Annotated in this window: 9 protein-coding genes and 3 pseudogenes; 4 read left to right on the top strand and 8 right to left on the bottom strand. The window is 71.8% G+C overall.

The window, feature by feature from the left end; translation table 11 throughout:
• Positions 1 to 508: 508 nt before the first annotated feature.
• Positions 509 to 1,384, top strand: a complete 876-nt coding sequence (locus KGS77_RS09125; protein WP_242580155.1) for a methyltransferase domain-containing protein — start codon at positions 509 to 511, stop codon at positions 1,382 to 1,384.
• A gap of 496 nt (positions 1,385 to 1,880) precedes the next feature.
• Here the strand turns inward: KGS77_RS09125 and ffh are convergent, their stop codons facing one another.
• The 5 genes and pseudogenes from ffh to KGS77_RS09160 form a co-directional block, all read right to left on the bottom strand.
• Positions 1,881 to 3,431: a signal recognition particle protein gene (gene ffh, locus KGS77_RS09135; RefSeq protein WP_242580157.1), complete on the bottom strand. Its 1,551-nt coding sequence runs from the start codon at positions 3,429 to 3,431 to the stop codon at positions 1,881 to 1,883.
• Positions 3,432 to 3,608: 177 nt separating this feature from the next.
• The gene (locus KGS77_RS09140; RefSeq protein WP_242587372.1) at positions 3,609 to 6,302 is read right to left on the bottom strand and encodes a [protein-PII] uridylyltransferase; all 2,694 of its coding nucleotides are present in this window, start codon (positions 6,300 to 6,302) and stop codon (positions 3,609 to 3,611) included.
• 216 nt (positions 6,303 to 6,518) lie between these two features.
• Positions 6,519 to 6,857, bottom strand: coding sequence for a P-II family nitrogen regulator (locus tag KGS77_RS09145; protein WP_242580159.1), 339 nt, complete (start codon positions 6,855 to 6,857; stop codon positions 6,519 to 6,521).
• A gap of 263 nt (positions 6,858 to 7,120) precedes the next feature.
• Positions 7,121 to 8,401: pseudogene (locus tag KGS77_RS09155) on the bottom strand (ammonium transporter); the annotation flags it as partial.
• A gap of 432 nt (positions 8,402 to 8,833) precedes the next feature.
• Positions 8,834 to 10,309, bottom strand: coding sequence for a hypothetical protein (locus KGS77_RS09160; RefSeq protein WP_242587373.1), 1,476 nt, complete (start codon positions 10,307 to 10,309; stop codon positions 8,834 to 8,836).
• A 466-nt stretch (positions 10,310 to 10,775) separates the two neighbouring features.
• On the opposite strand from KGS77_RS09160, the gene KGS77_RS09165 reads away from it, so the two are divergent.
• Positions 10,776 to 11,468 (top strand): bifunctional DNA primase/polymerase, encoded by a 693-nt coding sequence (locus tag KGS77_RS09165; RefSeq protein ID WP_242580162.1) that lies wholly within the window; start codon positions 10,776 to 10,778, stop codon positions 11,466 to 11,468.
• Between the two features lie 197 nt (positions 11,469 to 11,665).
• On the opposite strand, the pseudogene ftsY reads toward KGS77_RS09165, so the two are convergent.
• A pseudogene (gene ftsY / locus KGS77_RS09170) lies at positions 11,666 to 12,903 on the bottom strand (signal recognition particle-docking protein FtsY).
• Between the two features lie 271 nt (positions 12,904 to 13,174).
• On the opposite strand from ftsY, the gene KGS77_RS09175 reads away from it, so the two are divergent.
• Both KGS77_RS09175 and KGS77_RS09180 read left to right on the top strand, forming a co-directional pair.
• Positions 13,175 to 14,362, top strand: a complete 1,188-nt coding sequence (locus tag KGS77_RS09175; RefSeq protein WP_242587374.1) for an FAD-dependent oxidoreductase — start codon at positions 13,175 to 13,177, stop codon at positions 14,360 to 14,362.
• A gap of 202 nt (positions 14,363 to 14,564) precedes the next feature.
• Positions 14,565 to 16,034, top strand: coding sequence for a cytosine permease (locus KGS77_RS09180; protein WP_242580164.1), 1,470 nt, complete (start codon positions 14,565 to 14,567; stop codon positions 16,032 to 16,034).
• Between the two features lie 545 nt (positions 16,035 to 16,579).
• Here the strand turns inward: KGS77_RS09180 and KGS77_RS09185 are convergent.
• Positions 16,580 to 17,998, bottom strand: coding sequence for a sugar porter family MFS transporter (locus tag KGS77_RS09185; protein ID WP_242580166.1), 1,419 nt, complete (start codon positions 17,996 to 17,998; stop codon positions 16,580 to 16,582).
• Between the two features lie 209 nt (positions 17,999 to 18,207).
• Positions 18,208 to 21,793 (bottom strand): annotated as a pseudogene (gene smc, locus KGS77_RS09190) (chromosome segregation protein SMC).
• Positions 21,794 to 21,954 lie beyond the last annotated feature (161 nt).

Genomic DNA, 21,954 nt, shown 5'->3' on the forward strand with positions numbered 1-21,954 from the left:
GCCGGTACGTACCCGCGCGTACGCCGCGACGCGTAGCGCCGGTCCACACGCCGGATCGCACCGGGCTTTCGTCAGGCTTCTCGCCAGGGGGAGCAGGGCCTTGGACGGCGGGAAAAGCCGTCGTGGAACGGTGCGGCGCCGGCGCGACGGCAGCCCGGGAGCGCCGCAACCGCGATGTTACTGGCGCGTCATTCCCGTTGGGTGACGGGCGGGCACCGATGGTCGGAATCCGGACACCCGAAGACGCTCATCACCCGTGGTCACCGGTACGAGTTCCCTGGACCGGTCCCCCTACGAGCCCCCGGCCCGGTACGAACCCCCCGCTTCTGTCGGGCAGCCAGGGGAGCGAACCCGGCGCATTCGGGGGCGCGCGGGAGCCAACCCCGGCGCACCCCTGGACTCCGCACCGGATGCGGAGTTGTCTGGAACGTGGGGGGCGCGCGACGCGTACACGGGGGCGATCAACCACTGAACAGCTTCGGGTTCTCGGCGGATTGGGGCGCTTTCGATGACACCCTCGCTCGTACGGCAACACCTTGCGCGATCCGGGCCTTCCCGGTCACACGGCTCTCACCAACCCGCCGACTCCTGCACGCGGGCGCGTGACTGGGCGGAGATCCAGGAACGGATGCTGGTGCCGCTGTACGAAGCCGTGTACGACCGGCTGGACGTAGGGCCCGGCACCCGGTTGCTCGGGCTGGGCTGCGGCTCCGGGCTCGCCCTGCTGATCGCCGCCGCGCGCGGCGCCGAGGTCAGCGGTGTCGACTCGGACGACGAGAGGCTGGACCTCGCGCGGGAGCGGCTCGCCCCTCATACACCACAGGAGACGCGAGAGGGCGCACCGCACTCCGCGCGCTTGGCCCACGGCGGCCCGGAACGCACGGTCGCCCCCGAAGAGCCCGCTTTCAATTTGGTGACGGCCTTTCACCCCGTTGGCTGTGTAAGCAGTGTGGAGGGGCTGACGACCTCTCTGGTGACCGCGGGCAGGCTTGCCGAGCGCGGCAGCCCGGTCGTCCTGGGCGGCTGGGGGCCGGCGGAACGGTGCAGCACGGCAGGGGTGCTGCGGGTGGCGCAGCGGCTGGCCGACCCCCTGCGGACGACCGGCGGCTGGCGGCCGAGCGGCCGTGACGATCTGGAAGAACTGGCGGACAGGGCGGGTTTGCGGCCCGACGGCTCGGGACGGGTCGCCTGCCCCTTCGGCTACAGCGACCTCACGAGCGCGGTGCGCGGCTTGCTCTCGACGGGACTTTTCGACGCGGCTCTGGAGGTCACCGACCAGGCGCAGGTGGAAAAGGAACTGTCCGAGGCGCTGCATCCCCACCAACGCGGGGACGGCACCGTCTGGATGCCGAACGTCTTCCGTTACCTCGTCGCACGCACGTGAAGTCCGCCGCCTTCACACGGGCCTGACGCCGCTTCACTTCTGTCGTACGCGCGCAGCACCACGCACGCTTGCGCCGTACGCGGTCGGGTGCCCAGTCGTACGGCGCCGCCTCGCGTCGGGCGCCGGTGACCGGCATGTGAGCGTTCCCTTCCACTCCGCGCGCGTGCGCATGCCGATTCAGCAGGTGGCAAGAGTCCGCGCGAAAGTCTTGCCGATTCCCGGTCGCCGAGCTGACCTGCCGGGACATGAGGTCTCTGGCTGTCTCTGGCCCGTATCTCCCGGGGGGACGGTGAGACGTCGAGCGAGCCGGAGAGCCGTACGCGGACCGCGGCTGCGCGGGCCTCCGTGGTGACAGGGCTCTCGGTGGCCACCCCTGCCCGGCTCGGGCGAGGCGGTAGGGCTCGGCTGGACCTGCTGACAGCGGCCGGGCCGGGGCCGGGAGCGGGAAGAACAAACCCCCGGTCGCGGGCGGCCGGGGGTTTGGAGGTAGGGGACGTCAGCCCATGAACTTCTTGAACTCCTCGGGGAGTTCGAAGTTCTGCGGGTCCTGGCCCTGCGGGAGCCCCAGGGGGTTGCCGGACTGGGCGGCCTCGCGGCGGGCGGCGGCGGCCTCCTCGTCGGCCTTGCGCTTCATCGGGTTACCGCTGCGCTGCTTGCCCTTGACCTTCTTCTGCTGCTTCTTCTTCTTGGCCGCGCCACCGCCCATGCCCGGGATACCCGGCATGCCCGGCATCCCGCCGCCCTGGGCCACCTTCGACATCATCTTGCGGGCCTCGAAGAAGCGCTCGACCAGGTTCTTCACGGCGCTGACGTCGACGCCGGACCCCTTGGCGATACGGGCGCGCCGGGAGCCGTTGATGATGGTGGGGTCCTGGCGTTCGGCCGGGGTCATCGACTTGATGATCGCGGCCGTGCGGTCGACCTCGCGCTCGTCGAGGTTGTTGATCTGCTCCTTCATCTGCGCCATACCGGGCAGCATGCCGAGCAGCTTGGAGATGGAGCCCATCTTGCGGACCTGCTCCATCTGGGCCAGGAAGTCATCGAGCGTGAAGTCCTTGCCCTTGCTGCTCGCCAGCTTGGAGGCCATCTTCTCGGCCTCTTGCTGGCTGAAGGTCTGCTCGGCCTTCTCGATCAGCGTGAGCACGTCGCCCATGCCGAGGATGCGGGACGCCATGCGGTCCGGGTGGAACGCGTCGAAGTCGTCCAGCTTCTCGCCGTTGGAGGCGAACATGATCTGCTTGCCGGTGACGTGCGCGATCGAGAGCGCGGCACCACCGCGGGCGTCACCGTCGAGCTTGGAGAGCACCACGCCGTCGAAGCCGACGCCGTCGCGGAACGCCTCGGCGGTGTTGACGGCGTCCTGGCCGATCATCGCGTCGACGACGAAGAGGACCTCGTCGGGCTTGACCGCGTCGCGGATGTCCGCGGCCTGCTGCATCAGTTCCTGGTCGATGCCCAGGCGGCCGGCGGTGTCGACGATGACGACGTCGTGCTGCTTGGCGCGGGCGTACTCGATCGAGTCCTGAGCGACCTTGACCGGGTCACCGACACCGTTGCCCGGTTCGGGGGCGTAGATGGCGACGTTCGCGCGCTCGGCGACCACCGAGAGCTGGTTGACGGCGTTGGGGCGCTGGAGGTCACAGGCGACGAGCAGCGGGGCGTGACCCTGCTGCTTGAGCCAGTGGCCGAGCTTTCCGGCGAGCGTGGTCTTACCGGCACCCTGGAGACCGGCGAGCATGATGACGGTCGGCGGGGTCTTGGCGAAGCGCAGCCGGCGGGTCTCGCCACCAAGGATGCCCACGAGCTCATCGTTGACGATCTTGATGACCTGCTGGGCGGGGTTCAGCGCCTGGGAGACCTCGGAGCCCAGCGCCCGTTCCTTGACCTGCTTGATGAAGGCGCGGACGACGGGCAGTGCGACATCGGCCTCAAGGAGGGCGATACGGATCTCGCGCGCCGTGGCGTCGATGTCCGCCTCGGAAAGGCGGCCCTTGCCCCGGAGGTTTTTGAAAGTACTCGCCAGGCGGTCGGAAAGCGTATCGAACACGGCGGTCGTCGATCCTCGGGGTCGGGGGCAGGGTCAAGTCGGCTTCTAGGGTATCCGGCCGTGCAAGCAACCCGCCCCTGCCTGCCGGAAAGCGGGACTGAGGGCGGCTCCCGGTTCAGCGGGAGACTGCCTGCCCTCTGCCCGGCGGTCTTCGGCCGGGAGCCCGAGGGGCAGAGATCATCGCAGTGCGGTCTCGACCGTGCGGGCCACCTCCAGGGCCGCGGTCTCCGTCAGCGGCTCGCCTTTCGGGTCCGTGACGTAGAAGGCGTCCACGGCGTTGGCTCCCAGGGTGCTCACGTGCGCGCTGCGCACCTGGACCCCGGCGTCCTCCAGGGCGCGCCCGATCCGGTGCAGCAGACCCTGGGCGTCCTGGGCGCGCACTTCAATCACGGTCGCGGTCCGGGAGCCGTCCGCCGCGACCGTCACGCGGGGCGGCGGGGCCTGCGCCCCGCGGGAGCGCCGCGCGTACGCCCGTTCCCGTTCCGCGAGCCGGGCCGGGATGTCCAGCGAGCCGTCCAGGGCCCGTACGAGGTCCGCACGCAGTCGTACGGCCTGTGGGAGCGAGCCGTACTCCGCGGCGACCCGCCAGCTCAGGAGCAGCACCGCACCCTCCCCGAGGGGATCGAGAACGCACAGGTCGGCGGCGCGGACGGTGAGCCGGTGCACGGCCAGCACGCCCGCGGCGGCGGGCAGTACGCCGGGCTGTTCCGGGACGGCCATCAGCAGTTCGACGCCCACCGGCTCAGGGCCGGGGGCTTCCTGCGGCATCTCGGCCGGGGACCCGGTCAGGGGCTCGGCCAGGGGCCCGGTCGGAGGCTCGAAGCGCGCGTGGTGTGAGTGGAGGGTCAGGACGGGACCGGCTGTGCGCCATGCCTCGATGGCCAGGCGCTCCTGTTCGGCGGTCGGCTTCTGTGCCGTACGCCGCTGGGGCGTGGGCCGGCCCGCCAGCCATGCCGTGACGCGTTTCACGAGGTCGGCGACGAGGGCGCCGCGCCATGCGCTCCAGGCGGCGGGGCCGGTCGCCAGCGCGTCGGCTTCGGTGAGGGCATGCAGCAGCTCCAGCATGCCGGCGTCGACACCGGACGTGATGCCGGGGCCGCCGGCCGCGACATCGGCGCCGCTGGTCATGTCGTCGGTGCCGCTGGTTGTGACGCCGAGGCCGCCGGCGATGTCGTCGGTCGTGGCGGCGGTCCCGGGAGCGACGGACGCAGGGGGCGGGGCGGGTGCAGGGGCCAGGACGGCGGGTGGGCCGCTGCCGGCCAGGGCGGAGATGACCGAGGTGACGGTGGCGGGGTCGTCCAGGTCCCGGCGGGTGGCCGTGTCGACCAGGAGGAGGTGGTGCCGTACGAGTGTGGAGATCACCGCCACGTCCTCGGCGCCGAAGCCGAGGCGGGCCGCGACGTCACGGGCGACGGCCTCCCCCGCCACCGAGTGATCGCCGGGCTGTCCCTTGCCGATGTCGTGCAGCAGCGCCGCGACGAGCAGCAGATCGGGGCGGTGGACGCGCCGGGTCAGCGCGGCGGCCCGGACGGCCGTCTCGATCAGGTGACGGTCCACGGTCCAGCGGTGCACGGGGTTGCGCTGCGGACGGCAGCGGACCCGCTCCCATTCGGGCAGCAGCCGCGAGACGATTCCCTCCGCTTCCAGCGCCTCCCATACGGGGACGGTGTGGGCGCCCGCACCGAGCAGGGTGACCAGCGCTTCGCGCGCCTCGGCGGGCCAGGGGGACGGCAGCGGGTGCGCATCGGCGGCCAGCCGCCGGGCGGCGTGCGGGGACAGCGGCAGTCCGGCCTGCGCCGCGGCTGCCGCGGCGCGCAGTACCAGGACCGGATCGCGCTCGGGACGCGCGGTACGTGCCAGCACCACCTCGCCCTCGTGCTCGACCACGCCCTCGGCGAGCGGCGAGCGCTCCGTCCTGCCCCGCCCCGCCCTGCCCGCCGTGCGGCCGGTCAGCAGACCTCGGAGCACGGGGCGTACGGACCGGGCGCGCAGCACCTGTCCCACCTCGCGCCAGGTCACCTCTCCCGCGTAGGAGATCGTGCGTGCGGACTCGTACACCTGCCGCAGCAGCACATCGGCGTCCGGCAGGCCCAAGGCCGCGGCCACCTGGTCCTGTTCCTGGAGCGCAAGCCGGTCGGTGGCACGGCCGGTCGCCAGGTGCAGCGCGTCCCGTACGTCCAGCAGGTGGGAGCGGGCCGCTTCCAGGCCCTCGCGTGGCGCGTCGGCGAGCCACGAGGCGGCCACCGCCCGCAGGGCCGCCGCGTCCCGCAGCCCGCCGCCGGCCTCCTTCACATCCGGTTCCAGGAGGTAGCGCAACTCGCCTTGGCGGACGGCTCGTTCCCGGCACAGTTCACCCAGTTCAGGCAGCCGCCCGGGGGCCTGCGCACGCCAGTCGGCGAAGACGGTGGTGCGCAGCGCGGCCGTCAGCTCCGGGTCGCCCGCCAGGTGCCGGGCGTCCAGCAGCCCCAGGTGGACCTTGAGGTCCTCACGGGCGGTCCGGCGGGCTTCGGCGGGTGTGCGCACCGAGTGGTCCAGCGCCAGGCCGAGGTCCCAGACCGGGTACCAGAGGTGGTCGGCGAGTGCGGCGATGTGGTGCGGGCGGGCCCGGCCGTCGTGCAGCAGAAGCAGGTCCAGGTCGCTGCGCGGAGAGAGTTCGCCGCGCCCGTAGCCGCCTACGGCGACCAGCGCGGCGCCCCGTACTCCTGTGGCGGCGAGCCCGCCCGCGAACAGGGCCGCCAGCCAGTGATCGGTCAGCCGGGCCAGGGCGGTGCGGCGGGGCGCGCCGACGGGGCCGTCCTGCTGGAGGAGCCGCAGCCGCGCCGCCGCGTAACCGCCTTCTCCCGCCGCGCACCCGCCGTCCGCAGCGGCCACGGCCGGTACGGCGACGGCGGGCGTGACGCCGGCCGGGACGACACCGGCGACCGTGTCGTCCGGGCCGGGGCGGCCCGGTGTCTGCGGTCCTTCGGTGTCCTTGGCTTCCCCGGCGCTCTCCGCCAACTCTGCTGCTCCCTGGTCGCGTTGTGGGTGATGGTTCTGCTGTGTCACGTGCGTTCCGCAGGGCAGGAGAGACGGTCCCGGCCCCGTGTCTCAGAGCGCGTCCGGACCGCGCTCCCCCGTCCGTACGCGCACCACGTCCTCGACCGGGACCATCCACACCTTCCCGTCGCCGATCTTGCCGGTGCGGGCCGCCTTGACGACGATGTCCACCAGCTCCGTCGCGTCCGCGTCCTCGACGAGCACCTCGATACGGACCTTGGGCACCAGGTCGACGGTGTACTCCGCGCCCCGGTACACCTCTGTGTGGCCGCGCTGCCTGCCGTAGCCGCTGGCTTCGGTGACGGTCAGACCGTGTACGCCGAACGACTGCAGGGCCTCCTTGACCTCGTCCAGCCGATACGGCTTGATCACTGCCGTGATGAGCTTCACGCGTCCACCTTCTTCGTCGTGCCGGTCGTGCCGGTGCTGCCGGCCGTACCAGTAGTGCCGGCCGTGTCAGTCGTACCGGTGGGGCCGGTCGAATGGGGAGGGCCGGTCGTACGGGCGGCGCCGGCCGTTCCGCTTCCTTCCTCGCCCGCGCGCGGCCCCTGGGACCTGCTGTGCGCCGACGCCCCGGTCCCGCCCCCGCCCCCGGCTCCGGACCCGACGCCCACCCCGATACCGGCGCCTGCCCCGGCCGTACGGATCGCGGCGCCGCCGCCCGCGCCCGTGAAGTCGTACGCCGTTTCCGCGTGTGCCGCCTGGTCGATGCCCGCGATCTCCTCGTCCTCGCCGACCCGCAGGCCCATCACCAGGTCGATGGCCTTGGCCAGCAGGAAGGAGACGACCAGGGAGTACAGCAGGACGCAGACGACTCCGACGGCCTGCTTGCCGAGCTGTCCGAGGCCACCGCCGTAGAAGAGCCCCTTGGCCTCGCTCTGTACGCCGCCCGTGGCGAACAGCCCGACGAGCAGCGAGCCGGCCACGCCGCCCACCAGGTGGACGCCGACGACGTCCAGCGAGTCGTCGTAGCCGAACCGGTACTTCAGGCCGACGGCCATGGCGCACAGCACCCCGGCGATGACGCCCACGGCGATGGCGCCCAGGGGGCTGACCGCCCCGCACGCGGGTGTGATCGCCACGAGTCCGGCGACTGCCCCGGAGGCCGCGCCCAGGGTCGTGAAGGACCCGTGCCGGAACTTCTCGTACGTCAGCCAGCCGAGCATCGCCGCGGCCGTGGCGACCTGGGTGTTGACGAAGGCGACCGCGGCCACGCCGTCGTCGTTGCCCAGCCACGACCCGGCGTTGAAACCGAACCAGCCGAACCACAGCAGCCCGGCGCCGAGCATCACCAGCGGCAGGCTGTGCGGTCGCATCGGGTCCTTCTTGAAGCCGATGCGCTTGCCGACCACCAGGATCACCCCGAGCGCCGCGGCTCCCGCGTTGATGTGGACGGCCGTGCCGCCGGCGAAGTCGATGACGCCCAGGTCGAAGAGCCAGCCGCCCTCGGCCCACACCCAGTGCGCCACGGGGAAGTAGACGATGCTGGCCCACAGGACGATGAACAGGGCCCAGGCGCTGAACTTCACCCGGTCCGCGAGGGCGCCGCTGATCAGGGCGGGTGTGATGACCGCGAACATCAACTGGAAGACGGCGAAGACGTAGACGGGGACGCTGGAGGCCCCCCACAGCTCCGTCAGACCGATGCCGCTCAGCCCCGCGAAGTGGCCGTCCCAGCCGATGATTCCGCCGTTGTCGGAGCCGAAGGCGAGGCCGAAGCCGTACAGGACCCACAGGAGCGTGACCAGTCCCAGGCTGATGAAGCTCATCATCAGCATGTTCAGCACGCTCTTGACCCGGACCATGCCGCCGTAGAAGAAGGCGAGGCCGGGAGTCATGATCATCACCAGTGCGGAGCTGATCAGCATGAACCCGGTGTTGGCCGGGCTGAGCGTGACCTTGTCCGCAGCCAGAGGCAGGATGCCAGGGGGCATCGGCGTCTCCTCGTCGTCGATGCGGCCCGTGCGGGTGTGGAGCTGGGTGGGCCGGCTTTCGCCACGAGGCTGTCGCAGCACGGTTTCAGCCAGAACCCGTCGATGTTTCACCGCAGTGACGAAGAAGGCGTGTGTGTTACGCCCCTATGAATTACGGGATCGGCCCGCCGCCCCACGCCTGGCGCCCCACCGCTCCCCTCGCCCTACTCTGGCCGCCGCTTCCGGCCCCACGCATGGCCCGGCCGCGACTGCCGCCCGCAGGACCTGGCGTGGGGGAGCCGAGTCGGGCTGTTGGGGCGGTGGCCGCGGCCGGGGGCTGGGGCGCCGTCAGACGGAGTCACGTTCCGGCGGAGACCGGATCCAGGGGCGAAGTCCAGAGGTCGGGGGCCGAAGAGCGGAGGTCAGGGCGCGAACGATCAGAGGCGCAGGCCATCAGATGGCCTCCGCGGCGGTTTCCGGCAGTTCGCGCGCCAGCTCGTCACTGAGCTGGATCACCTCGGCGACGTTGTCGTAATGCCGCGAGGCGATGTCCACGGTCTTGCGCAGCCGGGTGTTGACCCGCTCCGAGCGCACCTTTCTGGCCAGCGGGATGGCCTGCCGCGCCAGCACCGCACACTGTTCCGGCTCCTGTTCCAGCAGATGGACCGTCGCCATGCCGATCAGGTTGAGGGCGTACGAGCGCTGGTGCTCATCGTCCTCGCCGAAGAGCTGGACCGCCCGCTCCATCACGGGGCGGGCCAGCGAGGCGTAGGTCGGGCTGCGTCCGGCGACATAGGCCAGGTCGCGGTAGGAGTGGGCGTTCTCCGCGTTCAGCTCGGCCTCCGAGAAGAAGCGGATCCAGTCCGGCTCGGGCTCGCCCGTCTGGACGTCGGCGAAGGTGTCCTCGGCCATCCGCACGGCCCGTTTGACCTTGCCGGGCTGGCCCATGCCCGCGTACGCCCGCGCCTCCATCGCATACAGCATCGCCTGCGTACGCGGCGTCGCGGTCTCCCGGCTGCCGTACTGCGCGAGGTGGATCAGTTCCAGGGCGTCGTCCGGACGGTCCAGATGGATCATCTGGCGGCTCATGCTGGACAGGACGTACGAGCCGAGCGGGCGGTCGCCGGCTTCCTTGGAGGCGTGCAGCGCGAGGACGAAGTACTTCTGGGCGGTGGGCTGGAGGCCGACGTCGTAGCTCATCCACCCGGCCAGCTCGGCCAGTTCGGCGGCGACCCTGAACAGCCGTCTGGAGACCTCTTCGGGGTGGGGCTCCTGGAGCAGGTCGGTGACCTCGTGCAGTTGGCCGACCACCGCCTTGCGGCGCAGTCCGCCGCCGCACTGGGCGTCCCACTGCCGGAACATCACGGTCGTCTCCTCCAGCAGGTCCAGCTCCGGCCCGGACAGTTGCGAGGCGCGCCGGCTCCGGTCGAGGGAGACCGGCTGTGCCTCCCCGCCGGGCCCCGCGCTCACCGGCACCAGCCAGCGCTGCATCGGCTCGATCAGGGCGGGTCCCGCGGAGAGCCCCAGCGACGTCCCCAGGAAGCCGCGCCGGGCCAGCATCAGGTCGCTGCGGGAGAATTCGCTGATCAGGGAGACCGTCTGGGGGCCGGCCCAGGGCAGGTCCACGCCGGAGACGGACGGTGACTGGTGGGCGGAGCGCAGTCCCAGCTCCTCGACGCCGACCACACAGCCGAAGCGCTCGGAGAACAGCTCGGACAGGATGCGCGGGATGGGCTCGCGCGGCTGCTCGCCGTCCAGCCAGCGCCGTACGCGGGAGGTGTCCGTACTGACGTGGTGGGCGCCCATCTGCCGGGCGCGGCGGTTGACCTGGCGCGCCAGTTCGCCCTTGGACCAGCCGCTGCGCACGAACCACGAGCGCAGTTGCTCGTTGGGGCGCTTGTCAGCACCGGTGCCGCCATTGCCGCCCATTGGGAACGCCCCCATCCCGAATCACCGCTCTGCCCGCGAACCGACGGGCCGGATGCCGTCCGCCGGGACGGGTCCGTCCGGGAGTTCGTCTACCCGATCACGGAAACCGGTCAACCACGTTCGCCCGCGAGGACGGACTGTGGCTTGCCTCCGGCATACCCGTACGACTGACGTTTCTCCGAGGTTCGTGCACTGAAAGTAATCCTACGATCACGGCTCCGGCGAGGGCGATCCCGGAAACGCCACCATTCGCCACCCCTTCGAATGAACTCACGAGGCAGTAGGCGCGATTGACTTGACACTGGTCGCGGAGGGTTGGGCGGACAGAAGCGCGCGAAGGCGCACACCCTTCTTCGCACCACCCATCACACCACCACACGCCTTTGGGGGGCCTCGAACGTCAACGGAGTGTAACGATGGCGCTCCGGCTCGTAACCACCGGCACACACCACCCGTTGGAGGGGGTATGGGCTTCACGATCGGCGGCATCCGGGACATGCGGTCCACTACGCGGCGCCGAACCCGCTCGTCCGAGAGCACGGCGGTGGCGGAGTACACCGGCCTGTGGGGCTGGGACGTGGTGCCCGGCGCCCGTGCGCTGCGCGGCGGCAACGGCCGTACGGAATGCTCGTGCGGCGCGCCCGGCTGTCCGGCGCCGGGAGCGCACCCCTTGGAGTTCGCGCGGGAACTGCCGGCCGGCGCCACTCTCGAAGAGGCCGCGGCGGCCTGGGCCCGCACCCCGGGCGCGGCCGTCCTGCTCCCGGTGGGGCGCTCGTTCGACATCCTGGAGGTACTGGAGGCGGCGGGCCGCAGCGCGCTGGTACGGCTGGAGAGGATGGGCCTGCCGCTGGGCCCGGTGGCCGCCACGCCGACCGGGCGGGCACTGTTCTTCGTGGCCCCGGGGGCCGCCGCCGGCCTCCCCGGGCTGCTGTACCGGATGGGCTGGGACGACGCCGCCCTGGATCTCGGCTGCCTGGGGCCCGGCGATTACATCACCGCCCCGCCGTGCGACCTCGGCGGCCTCGGACCCATGCGCTGGCTGCGCCCGCCGACCCTGGAGGCGGCCGGCCGGCCCCCGCAGGCCCGTCTGCTGCTGGGCACCCTGGCGTACGTCTGCCACCGGTCCGCGCACCAAGGGGGCCGGCGGAGCGGCGCCTGACGGCGACGTGAGCGGCACAGCGATACGCGGAACACGCTAAAGCACGCATAAGCACGTAAAGGCACGTGGGGCACGTGGCGCACATAGACACACGCGGCGAGACGCGAAAGCGCCCCACCGCGTCTCCGTGACGCGGCGGGGCGCTCCTTGAGCCCTTCAGCCCTTCAGGCCCTGTCGGGCGGGCAGCCGTGCGGCTGTCAGTCGCCGATGAGCGCGTCGACGAACGCCTCCGGCTCGAACGGCGCCAGGTCGTCCGCGCCCTCGCCCAGGCCCACGAGCTTGACCGGTACGCCCAGTTCACGCTGGACCGCGACGATGATGCCGCCCTTGGCCGTGCCGTCCAGCTTGGTGAGCACGACACCGGTGATGTCCACGACCTCCGCGAAGACCCGCGCCTGCACCAGGCCGTTCTGTCCGGTGGTGGCGTCCAGGACGAGCAGCACCTCGCCGACCGGCCCGTGCTTCTCCACGACGCGCTTGACCTTGCCGAGCTCGTCCATCAGCCCGGTCTTGGTGTGCAGCCGGCCCGCGGTGTCGATGAGGACGACGTCCGCGCTCTCGGCGATACCTTCCTTCACCGCGTCGAAGGCGATCGACGCCGGGTCGCCGCCCTCGGGTCCGCGGACCGTACGGGCGCCGACCCGCTCACCCCAGGTCTGGAGCTGGTCGGCGGCGGCGGCACGGAAGGTGTCGGCGGCGCCGAGCACCACGGACTTGCCGTCGGCGACCAGGACCCGGGCGAGCTTGCCGGTGGTGGTGGTCTTGCCGGTGCCGTTGACGCCGACGACCATGACGACCCCGGGGATCTCCTGGCCGTCCTTGCCGATGCCGTTCCCGGTGGCGACCGTGCGGTCCGCGTCCGTACCGATCAGAGTGAGCAGCTCTTCGCGCAGCAGCGCCCGCAGCTCTTCGGGCGTACGGGTGCCGAGCACCTTCACGCGCTCGCGCAGCCGCTCCACGAGCTCCTGCGTGGGCGCGACGCCGACGTCGGCGGTCAGCAGCGTGTCCTCGATCTCCTCCCAGGTGTCCTCGTCGAGGTGTTCCCGGGACAGGAGGGTCAGCAGGCCCCTGCCCAGGGAGTTCTGCGAGCGGGAGAGCCGGGCCCGCAGGCGTACGAGACGGCCGGCGGTGGGCTCGGGGACCTCCACCGCCGGCGCGGCGGGCGCCTCCGGTTCGACGGCCGGAGCCGGGGCCTCGGCCTCCGGGGCCGGGGCCGTGGCCGGCGGCAGGTCGACTTCTTCGATGGTGCGACGGGGTTCGTCGCGGGGGGTCTCGGCGTCCTCACCGACCCGCGGTTCCGCGGGAGGCGCGGTGACGGACGGAGTGGTCGGCGGGCCGGCGGCAACTGCTTTTTCTTGCGGCTGCTGACGACGAGCCCGCTGATCGCGCCGAGCGCGACCACAGCGATGACTACAGCAAGGATGACGAATTCCATAACGCACCCAGTATCGGGCACTCCCGGCTTCCAGGAGCTGCACCGACGACTTCCGCGCGCTGCACCGACAGCTTCCGGGCGCCGCACCGGCGGCTTCCGGAAGCCGTACGGCAGAACCTGGAGGCTGTACGCGCGAACCTGGACGTGTACTATCCAGGTTAATTCTGCGGGACGGCCCGCGGAGCGATGGAAGGGGAATCTGGATGTTTGACGTCCTGGTTTTGGGGGCGGGTTCGCCGGTACCTGGAGCGCGGCGGCGGCCACCCGCGTCCTGCGGGACCACGGCTCCTCCCGCACGGTCGCCCTGCTCGCCCCCAACGACGCCCTGACGATCCGGCCCCGCCTCTATGAGGCGGACCCGGCCGCCTACAGCGTCCCCTTCGACCGCGTCCTGGACCCGATCGGCGTCCGGCGGATCGCCGCCACCGCCACCGCCGTCGACACCACCCGGCGGCGGGTCACCGCCACCGCCGCCGACGGCACGACCACCGAGGTCGGCTACGAACGGCTGGTGCTGGCCACCGGCAGTCAGGTGATCCGCCCGGAACTTCCCGGTGCCGAGCACCTCCACGACATCGACACCATGGCCGGCGCGGTCGCCCTGGAGGAACACCTCGGCGCCCTGCGCACCCGGCCCGCGGCTCCGGGTCGCTTCACCGCCGTGGTCGTCGGCGCGGGTTTCACCGGCCTGGAGATCGCCACCGAGCTGGTGGACCGGCTGCGCACGGCGGCGGCCCCGGTGAGCGCGGCACACGAGGTCGAAGTGGTGCTGGTGGAGCGGGCCGCGCTGGTCGGCCCCGAGCTGGGCGACGCGGCCCGGCCGGTCATCGAGGACGCCCTGGACCTCCTGTCCGTCCGGCGCCGTCTGGGCGTCACGCTGGAGAGCCTGGACGGATCATCGGCGCTTCTCTCGGACGGCACCCGCATACCGGCCCATACGGTCGTGTGGACCGCCGGGATGCAGGCCAGCCCCCTGACCGCGCAGATCCCCGCCGGGCGCGACCGGCTGGGGCGGCTGGCCGTCGACGCCTGTCTGCGGGTGTCCGGCGTGCCCCGGGTGTACGCCGCCGGGGACACCGCGGCGGCCCCGGCCGAGGACGGCCACACGGTCATGCAGAGCTGCCAGCACGCCGTACCGCTGGGCAAGACCGCAGGTCACAACGCCGCCGCCGACCTGCTGGGGCTCCCCCCGACGCCCTTCGCCCCCGACCCGTACTCCACCTGCCTGGACCTCGGCAGCGCGGGCGCGGTGTCCACCGTGGGCTGGGACCGGGCGCTGCGCGAGGCCCCCCGGGGGTTCGCCAAGACCCTCAAGCGCGACATCAACCGGAACTGGATCTACCCACCGGTCGACGACAGCGAGGAGCTGCTGCGCCAGGCGGACCCCGGCGTCTCGCAGCGGCGGCCCGTCCTGGACCTCGCGACCACCGGCGACCGCCCTTCCCACCAGGGCATCTGACCCGTTCCAGGATGCTTTGACGGCTCCGCGTGCGGGGCGGAGCCGTCAGGGGATCCAATAGGACGTACGGCACGAAGTTGGATCAAAGTACGATGGAGTTCGGCTGCGCAACGCGCGTAGAGTCCCTGGCAACACTTGCAACACCCCTCCCCCCGCCAGGCACCACAGCCGCTGCCTGAACCCGCACGGAGACACCTGCACCATGGGCACCACGTCCACTCCTGAAACCGAAGGCGCCGTCGAGACACGGGGCATCGAACCCGTCCCCGACAACGAACGTCACGGCCGGGTCCGGGAACTCTTCCCGACCTGGGTCGCCGCCAACATCAGCGTGTTGCTGCTCACCATGGGGGCCTCCCTGGTGATCACCAACGGTCTGAACTTCTGGCAGGTTCTGATCGTCGCCGCCATCGCCTCCGTCATCTCCTTCGGCCTGGTGGGCGTACTGTCCGTCTCCGGCAAGTGGGGCGGCGCGCCGGGCGCACTGCTCTCCCGCGCCGCCTTCGGCGTCCGCGGCAACTACTTCCCCGGCGCGATCCTGTGGGTCGCCCGCTTCGGCTGGGAGACCATCAACGCGGTCAGCGGCGCGTACGCCGTACTGACCGTGCTCGACCTGCTCTTCGGCATCAAGAGCAACAACGTGCTGGTCGTCGTCACCCTGCTCGGCTTCGTGGCCACGACATTCCTGGTCAGCGGCATGGGCCGCAAGGCCCTGAACCTCTGCAACAAGTACTCCACGTACCTGTTCAGCATCTTCAGCGTGATGGTGCTGGTCTACCTGATCGTCAAGACGCCCTGGCACGAGGTCTTCTCCCGGTCGGCGGGCAGCACCGCCCTGATGATCGCCGGTATCGGCACGATCGCGGCCGGCGGCATCAGTTGGGTCCCCACCGGGCCGGACTTCGCCCGCTACCTGCCGCACTCCGCCTCCGGCAAGAAGATCGTCGGTACGACCGTCTCCGGCGCGGCCCTGGTGCTGCTGCCGATGGTCCTGATGGGCGGCATCATGGCCGTCTCCAAGCCGGAACTGGCCAGCCAGAACACCGACCCGATGTCCTTCCTGGGCGAGGCCCTCCCGGGCTGGATCGCGATTCCCTACCTCATCACCGCGCTGGTAGGCATGCTGCTGATCAACAGCCTGTCGATGTACTCGGCCGGCTTCACCGCCCAGACCATGGGCGTCAAGCTGCCGCGCGCCATGGCCGTGAGCATCAACGCCGTCATCAGCCTGGTCGGCGGCCTGTTCATGATGCTGGTGGCCAAGGACTTCATCGGCCAGTTCATCACCTTCCTCACGCTGCTGGCGGTCTCCTTCTCCGCCTGGATCGGCGTCTACGCCGTGGACATGGCACGCCGCTACCGCCGTACGGTCCGCTACGACGCCAAGAGCCTGATGGACACCGGGCGCACCAGCCGCTACTGGTACGCCGGCGGCTTCTGCTGGCAGGCGATGAGCGCCTGGGCCGCCGCCCTGGTCGTGGGGCTGTGCCTGACCAAGGTGGAGTGGTTCACCGGTCCGCTGGCCACGACCTGGCTCGGCGAGCACGGCCTGGGCTGGGCGGCGACGATCGTGATCGCCGCGGTGGTCTTCGCGGTGCTGCCCAAGCCCAAGGAGACGGTGCCGGCGCAGGAGCCGGTGCCGACCGAGCCCGCGCCCGCCCCGGTCGCCTGAGCACCTTCCGTACGGCCGGCCGTCCGGTCGGCCGTACGCCTTGCGGAGGCGCCCACCCCCTGGTGACCTGAGTCCGACTGCGCCTCGGCCCGCGTCCCCTTCGCCATCATCCCGGCGGAGGGGGCGTTTTCATGTCCGATGCATTCTTTTATGACCGATACATGCCCGATTCCTGCCCGGCGAGGCACCCGGCGGGGACCGGTGGTGGCGCGGCACGCTCCGGGGCATCCCTGTCCCGGTTCGCATCCATCGAAGCCGACGGCGTACTCCTGCGTGCGGCGCGGCGTACGGGGCGAGGGCCGCTCCCTTCCTGCCGAACCAGACGTGTCCGTACGCCTCCCGGAAGCCGGCCGGCGGGCGGGCGCTCCTTGGCGCCGTATCCGCTGTGCGGCGGGCCGCCCGCGCAAGACGTACGGGGATGTGCGAGCACACGGAGGAAGAGTGGTGCGCGTCGCGGCCGGCCCGCCGGCATATGCGTACTGCCCCGGCTCGGAGGCGAGCCGGGGCAGTACGGGGGGCTGAGGAGAGAGGCTGGCGGGGGGGTGTTAGCCCATCTCCTCCAACGCCTTGCCCTTGGTCTCCTTGACGTACTTCAGCACGAAGGGGATCGAGAGCAGGGCGAAGACCGCGTAGATCACGTACGTACCCGAGAGGTTCCAGTCCGACAGGCTCGGGAAGCTGGCGGTGATGGCCCAGTTGGCGATCCACTGCGCGCTGGCGGCGACGCCCAGGGCGGCGGCACGGATGCGGTTGGGGAACATCTCGCCGAGGAAGACCCAGACCACCACGCCCCAGGACAGGGCGAAGAAGAGGACGAAGGCGTGCGCGGCGATCAGCGCGACGGTGCCCTGAGCGGTCGGCAGGGTGCCGGCGGCGGACTTGGACGCGAAGGCCCAGGCTTCCAGGGCGAGCGCGATGGCCATGCCGGCCGAGCCGATGAGCGCCAGCGGGCGGCGGCCGATCTTGTCCACGAAGATCATCGCGATGACGGTGCCGATGATGTTGATGATCGAGGTGGTGAAGCTGTAGAAGAACGAGCTGCTCGGGTTGATGCCGACCGACTGCCACAGCGTCGAGGAGTAGTAGAACGCCACGTTGATGCCGACGAGCTGCTGGAAGACCGACAGGCCGATGCCGACCCAGACGATCGGCAGGAAGCCGCCCTTGCCGCCCAGCAGGTCCTTGAAGCTCGACTTGTGCTCACGGCGCATCGCGTCCTTGATCTCGGCGACGCGCACGTCCAGGTCCACGCCGTGGCCCTCGACCTCGGACAGCACTTCCTTGGCCTTGTCGGTCTTGCCGACGGAGATCAGGAAGCGGGGGGACTCGGGGATGGCGAAGGAGAGCAGGCCGTACAGGAGGGCCGGGACGACCATGACGCCGAGCATCCACTGCCATGCCTCCAGGCCGGCCAGCTTGCCGCGCTGGTCGCCGTCGGCGAGGTTGAGGATGCCCCAGTTCACGAGCTGGGAGATGGCGATGCCGATGACGATCGCGGCCTGCTGGAAGGAGCCGAGCCGGCCGCGGTAGGCGGGCGGCGCGACCTCGGCGATGTAGGCGGGGCCGATGACCGAGGCCATACCGATGGCGATGCCGCCCAGGACGCGCCACATGGCCAGGTCCCACAGGGCGAAGGGCAGGGCGGAGCCGACCGCGCTGACGGTGAACAGCGCCGCGGCGATCTGCATCACACGGATGCGGCCGATGCGGTCCGCGAGCCGGCCCGCGGTCGCGGCGCCGATGGCGCAGCCGATCAGCGCAATGGCGATCACCTGGGCGAGGCCGGCCGAGCCGACGTCGTAACGGCCGCGGATCGCCTCGACGGCGCCGTTGATCACGGAGCTGTCGTAGCCGAAGAGGAAGCCGCCCATCGCGGCAGCCGCGGTGATGAAGATGACATGGCCGAGGTGGTCGGGCTGGGCCTTTCGGCCTTCCGAGACCGTCGGCTGCGCGGTGCTGGTCAACGTGTACTCCAGTGGCCCGGCTGCGCTGCCGGGCGTAGGGGGCTGGCCCTTCTAGTGGCGCATAGGTTGGGGGTAACCACCACTTGAAGGTAAAAGCAACGTTGCCGAGACTATGCCTTCAAGTTTCGAAGTCAATAGTGCGTGATGAATTTGTTTCACCGGGGCCGTTAGGGCAGTTCGTTCAAGTTGTGAACTGATCTTGGGCGGTTTCAGTGAAGCCGCTGGCTGATGACCTTGGAAACGCCGTCGCCCTGCATCGAGACGCCGTACAGCGCGTCGGCGACCTCCATCGTCCGCTTCTGATGCGTGATCACGATGAGCTGCGAGCTCTCCTTGAGCTCCGCCATGATCCCGATCAGCCGCTGGAGATTGGTGTCGTCCAGCGCCGCCTCCACCTCGTCCATCACATAGAACGGACTGGGGCGGGCCTTGAAGATCGACACCAGCAGCGCCACCGCGGTCAGCGACCGCTCGCCGCCCGACAGCAGCGACAGCCGCTTGACCTTCTTGCCCGGCGGACGGGCCTCGACGTCCACGCCGGTCGCCAGCATGTCCGAGGGGTCCGTCAGGACCAGCCGGCCCTCACCTCCCGGGAACAGCCGCGCGAACACACCCTCGAACTGCCGCGCGGTGTCCTGGAACGCCTCGGTGAACACCTGCTCCACCCGCGCGTCGACCTCCTTGACCACCCGCATCAGGTCGGCCCGGGTCTTCTTCAAGTCTTCAAGCTGCTCTCCCAGGAACTTGTGCCTCTCTTCGAGCGCCGCAAACTCCTCAAGTGCCAGCGGGTTCACCTTCCCGAGCTGCTGGTACGCCCGCTCGGCGGCCTTGAGCCGCTTCTCCTGTTCGGCGCGCACATAGGGCACCGGCCGGTTCCGGGGGTCCTCCGGGTCCTCGGGCAGCTCCTCGCCCGGGGCGGGCGGGGACGGCGGTACGGGCTGGTCCGGGCCGTACTCCGCCATCAGACCGGCCGGCTCCACCCCCAGCTCCTCCAGCGCCTTGGTCTCCAACTGCTCGATCTTCATACGCTTCTCGGCACCGAGCACCTCGCCCCGGTGCACCGAGTCCGTCAGCTTGTCCAGCTCCTCCTTCAGCTCCCGCGCCTGATTGCGCTCGGCCACCAGCGCCGCTTCCCGTTCGGCCCTGGCCTCCTCCGCCGCGGCCCGCTCCTCCTGCGTCCGTACGAGCGAGACCTCGACGTGCGCCAGGAGCTGCTGGGCGCCCGAGGCGACCGCCGCGGCCACCTTCGCTTCCCGGCGCAGCCGGGCGCGCCGCCGTTCGGCCCGCGCCCGCGCCTCGCGCTCGGCCCGCGCGGCCCGGTCCAGTGACTCCGCCCGTCCGGCGAGTCCCTTGACCCGCTCCTCGTGCGTACGGGCCTGGAGGCGGGCCTCCATCTCGGTCTGGCGCGCGTTGGCGCCGTCCGCGGCGAGCCGGTCGCGCAGGGAGGTGTCCGGCTCCTCCTCCCCGGCGACTCCTGGGCCACGGCCAGCCGTTCGGCCAGTTCCTCGGCCTCCTCGGTGGCCCGCACCAGTGCCTCCTCGGCCCGCGCGGCGGCGGCATCCGCCCGCTGCGCCTCTTCGGCCGCCGCCCGCGCCTGCCCGCCGAGCCGTCCCAGCGTCTCCGCGGCCCGCGACTTCTCCCCGTCCGCGGCGCGCCGGCGCTCCGCCAACTCCTCGACCAGCGCGGCACGTTCCGCGCGCCGCTGCCGGGCGTCCTGCTGTTCCGCCGCCAGGCGGGCGCACCGGGTGTCCAGTTCGGCGAGCTGGGCGGCGGCCTCGTCCACGGACGCCCGTACCTCCAGCAGGCTCGGCGCGCCGGCCGACCCGCCCTGCGCGAAGTGCGCGCCCAGCACGTCGCCTTCGGCGGTCACCGCCGTCAACTCCGGCCGTGCTGCGACCAGTTGCTGCGCCTCTTCGAGCGTCGCGACCACCACCACATCGCGCAGCAGCCACCGTGCGGCGGCCTCGATGCCGCTCGGCCCGCCGACGAGTCCGGCCGCCCACGGCGCGTCGCCGGGCGGCGCGGGACGTACGGGTGCGGGGGAAGACGCAGGGGCCGCAGCGCCGTCCGCGCCGGGCCCGCCGCTCAGGAGCAGCGCCGCGCGGCCCCCGTCCTGCTCGCGCAGCAGCCGGATCGCCTCGGCCGCGGCGGCCGGGCCGTCGACCGCCACCGCGTCCGCCGCGGCCCCCAGCGCCGCCGCCACCGGGATCTCGTACCCGGGAGTCACCTCCAGCAGCTCCGCCGCCGGGCCCAGCACACCGCCGAGCCGGCCGGCCGCGCCGAGCAGCGTGTCCGTGCCGTCCTTGCGCCGCAGGCCCAGCGCGAGCGTCTCGTGCCGGGCGGCGAGCGCGGCCCGCCGGCGTTCCGCGGCGGTCAGCTCCTCGGAGGCGGTATACAGCGCCGTCTCGGCCTCGGCCAGCTCGCGCCGGGCGTCCTCGTGGCGCCGCGCCAGCTCCTCGTCGTCCGTGGCCGCCCCGTCGGCCTGCGCCCGCAGCCGCTCGTACTCCTCCTGAGCGGTGGCCGCGCGCTCCCGGGCCTCGTCCCGGGCCGCGGCGAGCCGGCCGATCTCGGCCTGGGCGGAGGCGGCCCGGCCGCGCGCGGCGGTGACCTGCCCGTGCAGCCGGGCCAGCCCCTCGCGCCGGTCGGCGATGGCCCGGGCGGCGTCCCGCAGCCGCCGCTCCTCCTCCATCAGCCGCCGCTCCAGCTCGGCCCGGTGCGCGACGGTGTCCTCCAGCGCCCGGCTCGCCGCCTCCAGCGCGGCTTCCAGCTCCGCCTCCTGCTCCCGGATACGGGCCGCCTCGCGCTCCAGCTCTTCGGGGTCCCGGCCCCGCCGCTCCTCCTCGGGGCGTTGCGGGCGCTGTTGACCCGCGCCTGGGCCAGCGAGACCGTGCCGCGTACGCGCTCCGCGAGCTGCGCCAGCTCGTGCCAGGTGTGCTGGGCCCGCTGGAGGCGCGGGGTCAGTGTCCGCACCTCCTCCTCCAGGTCGCTCTCCCGGCGCAGCGCCTCGCGCAGCCGGGCCTCGGCGGTCTCCTTGCGCTGCCTGAGCGCCGCCTCGTCCGCGATCTCCGCCCGCAGCGCCGCCCGCAGGGCACTCAGGTCGTCGGCGAGCAGCCGCAGCTTCGCGTCGCGCAGATCGGCCTGGATGACGGCGGCCCGCCGGGCGACCGCGGCCTGCCGCCCCAGCGGCTTGAGCTGCCGGCGCAGCTCGTCGGTCAGGTCCTGTACGCGGGCCAGGTTCGCCCGCATCGCCTCCAGCTTCCGCAGCGCCTTCTCCTTGCGCTTGCGGTGCTTGAGGACGCCGGCCGCCTCCTCGATGAAGGCCCGGCGTCCCATCGGGTCGGCGTGCAGGACGGAGTCGAGCTGTCCCTGTCCGACGATGACGTGCATCTCACGGCCGATGCCGGAGTCGGAGAGCAGTTCCTGGATGTCCAGCAGCCGGCAGGTGTCACCGTTGATCTGGTACTCGCTGCCGCCGTTGCGGAACATCGTGCGGGTGAGGGTGACCTCGGTGTACTCGATGGGCAGCGCCCCGTCGGAGTTGTCGATGGTCAGCGAGACCTCGGCGCGGCCCAGCGGCGGACGGCCGGTCGTCCCGGCGAAGATCACGTCCTCCATCTTGCCGCCGCGCAGGGTCTTGGCGCCCTGCTCGCCCATGACCCAGGACAGCGCGTCCACGACGTTGGACTTGCCGGATCCGTTGGGGCCCACGACACAGGTGATACCGGGCTCGAAACGCAGTGTCGTGGCGGAGGCGAAGGACTTGAAGCCCCGCAGGGTCAGGCTCTTGAGATGCACGTCTTCGGACTCTACCGGCCGTCCCCGCCCGGCCCGCCCCCCGGCGCGGGCTCCCGCGCGGGCCCCCGGCGCGGGGGGCGTCCGGCGGGGCTGCGACCGCTCCTCCGCTGGTGTTTTCGGTTTCACCGGGGAAGGTGCAGGGCACATCAGACGTGAGGGAA

Source organism: Streptomyces sp. MST-110588 (genome assembly GCF_022695595.1).
In the GTDB taxonomy this organism is placed as follows: domain Bacteria; phylum Actinomycetota; class Actinomycetes; order Streptomycetales; family Streptomycetaceae; genus Streptomyces.

What these genes read in the sequence shown, in the direction of transcription:
- KGS77_RS09125 (WP_242580155.1), top strand. Translation starts at nt 509, where the DNA reads ATGACACCCTCGCTCGTACGGCAACACCTTGCGCGATCCGGGCCTTCC.
- KGS77_RS09160 (WP_242587373.1), bottom strand. Translation starts at nt 10,309, where the DNA reads ATGGGCGGCAATGGCGGCACCGGTGCTGACAAGCGCCCCAACGAGCAA.
- KGS77_RS09165 (WP_242580162.1), top strand. Translation starts at nt 10,776, where the DNA reads ATGGGCTTCACGATCGGCGGCATCCGGGACATGCGGTCCACTACGCGG.
- KGS77_RS09180 (WP_242580164.1), top strand. Translation starts at nt 14,565, where the DNA reads ATGGGCACCACGTCCACTCCTGAAACCGAAGGCGCCGTCGAGACACGG.